At 61.5% G+C, this 5,491-nt stretch carries 5 protein-coding genes; all 5 read right to left on the bottom strand.

The window, feature by feature from the left end:
• Positions 1-441: 441 nt before the first annotated feature.
• Positions 442-657 carry a hypothetical protein gene (locus NKJ46_RS34345; protein WP_352671742.1) on the bottom strand — a complete coding sequence of 72 codons (216 nt, stop codon included), beginning with the start codon at positions 655-657 and terminating at the stop codon, positions 442-444.
• Positions 658-1,642: 985 nt separating this feature from the next.
• Positions 1,643-2,380: a glutathione S-transferase N-terminal domain-containing protein gene (locus NKJ46_RS34340; RefSeq protein WP_352671739.1), complete on the bottom strand. Its 738-nt coding sequence runs from the start codon at positions 2,378-2,380 to the stop codon at positions 1,643-1,645.
• Between the two features lie 100 nt (positions 2,381-2,480).
• Positions 2,481-3,797 carry an MFS transporter gene (locus NKJ46_RS34335; RefSeq protein WP_352671736.1) on the bottom strand — a complete coding sequence of 439 codons (1,317 nt, stop codon included), beginning with the start codon at positions 3,795-3,797 and terminating at the stop codon, positions 2,481-2,483.
• 559 nt (positions 3,798-4,356) lie between these two features.
• On the bottom strand, positions 4,357-4,758 hold the full coding sequence (locus NKJ46_RS34330; RefSeq protein WP_352671733.1) for an SPW repeat domain-containing protein: 402 nt from the start codon (positions 4,756-4,758) through the stop codon (positions 4,357-4,359).
• A 352-nt stretch (positions 4,759-5,110) separates the two neighbouring features.
• Entirely contained in the window at positions 5,111-5,332 is a 222-nt protein-coding gene (locus NKJ46_RS34325) for a hypothetical protein (RefSeq protein ID WP_352671731.1), read from the bottom strand.
• Positions 5,333-5,491 lie beyond the last annotated feature (159 nt).

Genomic DNA, 5,491 nt, shown 5'->3' with positions numbered 1-5,491 from the left:
GTCCGGGCCAATGCCGCGGCGTCACTGCCAAAGCCTTGCGCTCTTGCACTAAGTGGCTTGTTGTACAGCAGGATTTGCCCGCGCGGTGATAACCCGGAGTTATGAATAGCATGCCCCGGTGTATTCGGGTTCGGCGCGTCGGGTGGATATACTGAGTCGTCGTGCACAGCACCACGCCGGACACGCAGACAACGGAGCATGCCGTAAACCGAGCCGCGTCGCCCCCGACGGCCGTGATCGCGGGAGTCAACGCCGTGCCGCTCAAAACATTCGTGCTCTATGGATCATACCGGTCGGACAGGAAGGGCATCCGCCAGGAGCAGCGCATAGAACAGTGTGACCTCGCTCCCAGAATTGCTTGGTGCAGGGCAGCGGCTTGACGAGTGACCCATCAGCGTCCACCACGTTCGCGGTCGGGCCGGCCGGAGTCGCTCAGCTCATCTACGTGAGCGCCGCCACGGTGACGGCGACCAGCGAGACGGTGACAGCCAGGCCAACAGTCTTCGGTGATTTCAAGGGGGCTCTTTTGCAGCTGTTCTTCTCGAATGGGGTGAAAAGATAAGAACCGGATTCTCGGCCGAACTTCGTCGTGATCTTGTCCCGCGCATCGACGAACACGTCGGCCGCGATTTCTTCATTCGCCCGCGCGAAGTTCAATGCCTTCGCACCGTCGGCATTCAGCCCGCCGCAAAGCGCGAACAGCCAGGCACAAACCGGTTTCGCCTCTCCGCTTCCATGAAAACTCGACGGATGTCATCAGGGTTTTGACCGTCGCGCGCCATCACTTGACGGATGATTGGCTCGCCTAAAAGGTCTTCGAGAGTGGGTTCATATTGATATGTCCATCGACGGATCATCATGCGGATGCCTTCTTTGCCCCATGCGCGGCACGATCGCTCGGCGCAAGGGCTTCATTCAACGTCGAGGCGGCCGCGTGCTCGGCCAGCCCAGTGGACCTAAGGATCGGAGGCAGCCAACGAAATTAGAAATTCTTTTTGGCCATGCTTTCGATAGGCGCGAGATATCGTCGTCCAAAAGCGCTGCGTGCACCGTCCGCGCCAAGGGGCATTTCAAACCGACTCATTGCCCGGATTGTCCCGGCCGCGGAAAGCGGGGCGAGCCGTGTGTCTGGACGAACGGCGACGGATTGTGGATTCGCGGCGCGATCCGCGGACCTACTTTTCCGCCGCGGCGGCGTGCGGTCCGCGGCACTACCGTTTGGTCCATTGAAGGAAACCCGCGTCGATGCACGATCTGACTGCAACGCTGTCCCAGCTGCCCCTGGGGGCCTTTGAAACGGTGCCAGTAAAGGTGATGTCGGTGCCACTCGTGATTTCACGCCAGAGTTCAGACGAGTGACCGCTCGTGTCCGGCAACCTCGGTCCGGCAGATCAGAAAGTCCCACGAGTTGCGGAGTATTCCCGGACACGCATTGTGGACCCTAGGCGCTCGTGCCTTTGCTCGGCGCGGGCGCGACGACGCGGCCGCTAATTGCTCTCGGCTGATTGCCCGCCGCGAATCAGCGATGCAAAGCCTCGGAAATGCGTTTGTGGCGGGACTGCGCGCTCGCGGACACCCACTTGGGAGGGCCGAGGAATTCAATCACCCGCACTGCAAGGTCGCCGACGCCGATTATTCTCACTTAGGCCGCCGTCACTTGCAGCCCGCGCTGCACCGCCGGACGCGCCATGCCGCGGTCCAGCCATGCCTGCACATGAAGAAAGCGGTCGAAGCCGACGAGCTCGCGCGCTTCGTAAAACCCGATCAGGTTGCGCACCCAGCCGAGCAGCGAAATATCAGCGATGCTGTAGTCAGCGCCCATCACCCAGTCACGGCCCGCGAGCCGTTCGTCGAGGACACCGAGCAACCGCGCTGATTCGGTTGCGTAACGGTCGCGCGGGCGCTTATCCTCATAGGCCTTGCCGGCGAACTTGTTGAAGAAGCCGACCTGGCCGAACATCGGCCCGACTCCGCCCATCTGCCACATCACCCACTGGATTGTTTCGTAGCGGGTGTTCGGATCGGCCGAGATAAATTGTCCTGTCTTGTCGGCAAGATAGAGGAGGATCGCGCCTGATTCGAACAGCGCGAGCGGCGTGCCGCTCGGCCCGTCGGGGTCGTAGATTGCTGGAATCTTGCCGTTGGGATTGAGCGCGAGAAAGGCCGGGTCGTGGCTTTCGTCGGCCATGATGTCGATCCGGTGCGGCTCGTAGGCGAGGCTCGTTTCCTCAAGCATGATGCCGACCTTCACCCCATTGGGCGTCGGGAGGGAAAAGAGTTGCAGCCGATCAGGGTACTGCGCCGGCCAGCGCGTGAAAATTGGATGATTGAGTGTCACTTTCTGTCTCCTAGAAAAGCGGGCCGAGCTGCGCCAGGACATGGTCGACTCCTCCACCTGGATGTGTGCCGAGACGATCACCACCAGTCCAAAAGGCGACGATGATCCACGGGGAGGGAGAACCGCTCGCGCCCCTGAGTCCTCACGGACGAACGCGGATGATCGTCTCCCCCGCGCGTCGCTCGGTCGGGTTGAAGGCGGCGGCATCGTCGAAGGTCGAAGAGCTGCCGCAGGTGCTGTTCCCGGTCGCGTCAGTGTGTGGATTGCGTGCACCGAGGACAGTGAACAGGGTGGCGACGAGGGCAAGTACCCCATATCCGAAGGCTATCTGTGGTAGCGAGAAGGTGTTGGAAAGTTCGCCGGAGATGAGGCTGGGGAAGGCGGCACCGCTGTAGCAGAGCAGGTAGATCGCGCTGAAGATCGGTGCGCGGTCGGCTAGCGTGCTGCCGTGCAGCAGCCCACGGGTGGCGGCGCTGATAGAGATGCCTTGGCCGGCGCCGGCGACTATGGTTGCGATGATGAACAATGCGAGTGTGCCGGCGTTGATCGCTGTGATGATGCCGATCATTCCGGCCAGGAAGGTGATCATGCCGACGCGTTGGGCTACCGCGGATGTGAACCGGCCGCCGATGGGAGCGCCGAAAACGCTGGGGGCCATATAGGCGGAGAACACCAATCCGAGGATGAGCGGGCTGCGGGTGTGGAGTTGATCTTCGACCAGCGCAGGCACGAAGGCTTGGTAGAAGGCACCGGTTGCCCAGGTGGCCAGGAACACCGCTGCCGCGACAGGTAGCAGATGCCTGACCCGGGCCGGTACGCGGACCCGGGGTAGCAGTGATCGCCAAGCGCCCTGCGTCGGAGTTGCGGTTTCCGGGCTGATGGCGATGAGTGCGGCAGACAGTAATAGGAAGCCGACGCAAACCAGGTAGATGAGGTCGCGTGGCCAGGGGCCGAACTGGACCAGGGCGCCGGAGGCGATGGCGCCGACGGTGAGGCCGAGCATTGGTCCTTGGCTGGAGGCAACGGAGGCCAACCATTCCGGCGTATCAGGTGCGGCGTCGACGATGTAGGAGGTAAGACTACTGCTGGCCAACCCAGTACCGACGCCCACCAGAAGCCGACCGGCCAGCAGGATGTCGATGTCGTGCACATTCAGCAACAGCAGACAACCCAGCAGGAGCACGCCGAGGCTAGTGATCGCTGTGAGCCGGCGGCCCAGATGATTGGACAGACGTCCCAGTACCAACAGTGAGGCGATGGTGCCGACGGAGTAGCTGACGATGGCCATCGAGATGCCGAAGTTAGAGAACCCTTCCTCCGCACGGTAGATGTTGTACAGGGGGATCGGCGCGGCTGAAGCAGCAAAAGAGGCCACCAGGGAGACCACGGCGGATATGAATGCCAGCCGGAGCGTTCCGCTCCGGCGAGCCTCGTTGATCACTGGTGCCACGTTTTGCATCGAGCCGTGCCTTTCTGTTCCACGCAATTGAGTAATATCCCTCCCAGTTTGCGCTGCGCGTTACTCGACAAAATCTGCGGCGGCGATAACCATCGATCGCAGCGAGTTACGAAATTTTCCAATAGCCGGTACGTATAGTTTCCATAGCGGCGGAGAATAGCGCTGCGACAGTCCTCACTTCCGTTCGTAAATCAAAGCAAGATGCGCAGGCGGGTCGCCCTGCCTGCGGACGATTTAGTCGATGATTGCCCCCGACTCGGCGATGACCCGATCGCCTTCGGTGATCACGGGCGACTTGCGGTGGATCTCGCGCAACTCTGCCGGCGCCGAGGTTGGTGCGCGCGTCGCGCTGGTAGAATGCAACCTTGTAAGGGGCCTGCACCTCGTCCAGGGAACCACAGGATGCGCTGCGACCACGACTCGTTCAGGTGTCGGACGACGATCATATCGATGGCTACTCAATGGGTGATGTGACGGAGGGCAGAAGCGCTCGCCCTCCCTGAGTCCCCACGGACGAACATCGGCAACGTCTCGATCCTCGACGACGCCGTCCCCGCCTTCAACCCGCTGTGCGCCTGTCCAATCCCAAACGCGTCGCGACTGGCTCCTCAGGCGCGTTAAAGACTGACGTCGTGAGCAGGACAGCGGCAGCGAGGACCCAGTAGTACCAGGCGTCGAGCCCAACGAATCTGAAGGCAAACGGTGCGATGACAAACAGTACCCCGACGGCGCGATCGACCCAAAGGTGCAGCCAGTAGGGAATGATACGGACGAGCCCGGTGGGGTGGTCGGTCAGGGCGGGCAGGAGTAGCGCCGCGACACCGACAAGAACCGAAAGCCACAGTGCGGTCGGTCCGCTCTGGCCGAGCTTCAGCAGGAACGGTGCTGCGATCAAGACGACAGCGACGGGATAATCGATGAGGTAGGCGTGCATAGACTTGGTGATGAAGCGGAACGACATTGGTGACTCCTATGTGTTTGTTTGCTTCGGCGGGTCCTCGCGACGTAGAAAGCGCATCCCATCTAAGAGGGCGATCACGCCGTCCTATGCTGGCACGCACTCCGTACGACCTTGACGGGTCAGCCCGGTTAGTCGCACAGAAAAGCTATGCTGGTACTCCAACCATTAGAAATGCCGGGTTGTTATCGTTTCCATTCCACTCGCCCGGCGCCATGGAAGCGGGTTAGTTAGTGTGGCGTCGAGCGTCTACCGCCGGTCCAACGGCGGAGTGAACTTCAGGCGCATGACGCGTTCGGGACAGTTGCCGTGCGTTATGCCGAGGCGCCGCTTTCGACCTTCCGTGTCGCTGCTGTCAGGCGACCTGCTCGATCACGAGCTCCCTTCCGTTGAACCAGATCGCGTCACCGGCGCGCTTGTCCTCCAACTCAGCATAGATCGGTGCCTGGGTGGAGATGCCCATGATCTCGTTGCCGTCGCACACAAACTTGCCTGTCGACACGGCAATAACGAAAAACAGTCCGCCTAGCTTCACCACAGCGCCTTCCCCGACCTTGCTCTTCGGCCCAAAGTCCATCGCCGACAGCTTCTCGATCTTGTTCGAAGTGCGAATGGACGGTGACGTCGAATGCCTCTGATAGCGTCGGCCGCACCGAGCCCATTACGCCGATCGCCGTTGGCGCACGCCGGCCGATCGCCGTGGCCCGCTCGTCGATCTGGATGACGTTCCCGTGCG

Origin of the sequence: Mesorhizobium sp. M0166, assembly GCF_040322255.1 — a bacterium.
Classification (GTDB): Bacteria; Pseudomonadota; Alphaproteobacteria; order Rhizobiales; family Rhizobiaceae; genus Mesorhizobium.
The sequence above is the reverse complement of the archived record's forward strand: the minus strand, read 5'-3'. Positions and strand labels throughout refer to the sequence as shown.